The 1,597-nt window shown below is 58.4% G+C and carries 2 protein-coding genes; both read left to right on the top strand.

Features of this window, described 5'->3' with window-relative positions; translation table 11 throughout:
• Window positions 1–1,402, top strand: a 1,402-nt coding sequence (locus ACFV20_RS36835; protein ID WP_385665480.1) for an McrB family protein, incomplete at its 5' end; no start/stop codon positions are given.
• A partial coding sequence (locus tag ACFV20_RS36830) for a hypothetical protein (protein ID WP_385665477.1) occupies window positions 1,402–1,597 on the top strand: 196 nt, incomplete at its 3' end. The genes ACFV20_RS36835 and ACFV20_RS36830, both read left to right, overlap by 1 nt.

Genomic DNA, 1,597 nt, shown 5'->3' with positions numbered 1-1,597 from the left:
GTTCGGAAATGACTTTGTTTCACTCAGGGCACAGCACCTCGGATCTCCCGATCCCCGAAGCAATTTCGACCAGGTGCAGGCCGCGGTCAATGCCGGATACCAGCACATCGACTATGCGGAACGAAAAGTCCGGGCCCAGGAGTTCTATCGCTTCCTCTCCCAGATGAAAGTAGACGACTTCGTCCTCACGGCATTCGAGAGCAACCTCTATCTGGGCGTCATTACCGGTGAAGCGGAATACACGGACGATGAGACCTCCCGCTTGCGGCGGCAGGTTGCTTGGCGGCAGGAACCCATTGCCAATGACGAACTGCAGGCACCAATGCCGAGGCTGTTGGAGGAGCAAGGGTCAGTCGTCGATCTGACGGATGGTCTGTCAATCATCAGTACATGGTTCGAGGCTGAACCGGAGGTGAGCGGCACCGAACCGGGGCCGACCACTTCGCCGCAACCCGCCGTCGTACCTCAACTGCGCGAGGCGACCGCCGATTTCGCAGCCAAGCTGCATGTCCAGCGTGACGACATTCAGGAGGTCATTCGGCTGCTGCAGACGCGTCAACAGATTGTTTTCTACGGTCCACCGGGCACCGGCAAGACGTACCTGGCGGGCAAGATCGCACGCTTCCTCGCGGGCGAGGAACACGGAGACCATGTCAAGACGGTGCAGTTCCATCCGTCGTATGCGTACGAGGACTTTTTCGAGGGGTACCGTCCGGCAAAGTTCGACGGCGACAATGTTGGCTTCAGTTTGGAGCCTGGCCCTTTGCGGCGGATCGCCGCTGAGGCGTCGCTGGACGGTAACCGCGATAAGCCCTATTTCCTGATCATCGACGAGATGAACCGTGGAAATTTGGCAAAGATTTTCGGCGAGTTGTACTTCCTTCTGGAGTACCGCGACCAAGGCATCAACCTTCAATACAACCCGCAGCAGACATTTGTGCTGCCGCCGAATCTTTTCATCATTGGCACCATGAACACCTCGGACCGCTCTATTGCCATGGTTGACGCTGCGATTCGTCGCCGGTTCGCCTTTGTGGAACTGCATCCGCAGGAGGGCATGATTTCCGGAATGCTTGAGAGATTCCTGGAGACCACGGGGCAGCCAGCCCTGCGCGCTGAACTACTGAATGCTCTGAACAGTGAAATTGGAGCCACTAAGCGTGACCTGATGGTCGGACCGTCGTACTTCATGAAGGACCACGCTGAGACCGAGCAAGGCTTGGCTGAAATCTGGAAGTACGAGCTGTTGCCATTGCTCGAAGAGCAGTATTTCGGCCAGATGAGTCGGGAAAAGATTCGCGAGAAGTTCGGGCTCGCCGCTGTTCGGCGTAAGGCCGCGGGCGACGTCGGTCTGGCTTCGCTTGCCGTTGGGCCCGAATCGGACGACAAAGCCACAGACTAATGCCGACTGAGATCATCCTCGACGAGCTGCGTGGGTACCCGGGACCAGTGCTCCTGGACCGCGAGGTGGCTGCCACGCTGCGGGACACCGGGCTGGTGTCCGTTGTCCCGGCTCATGGTGGTGCTTGGACGATTCTGCCTTCCGGCAAGGTGGGTGCAGTTCAGATTGACGACCTCTTGGTCAGAGTGAAACCTG

The sequence above is a fragment of the Streptomyces sp. NPDC059696 genome (genome assembly GCF_042733745.1).
GTDB lineage: Bacteria > Actinomycetota > Actinomycetes > Streptomycetales > Streptomycetaceae > Streptomyces.
This window is presented reverse-complemented; position numbering and strand designations above follow the sequence as displayed.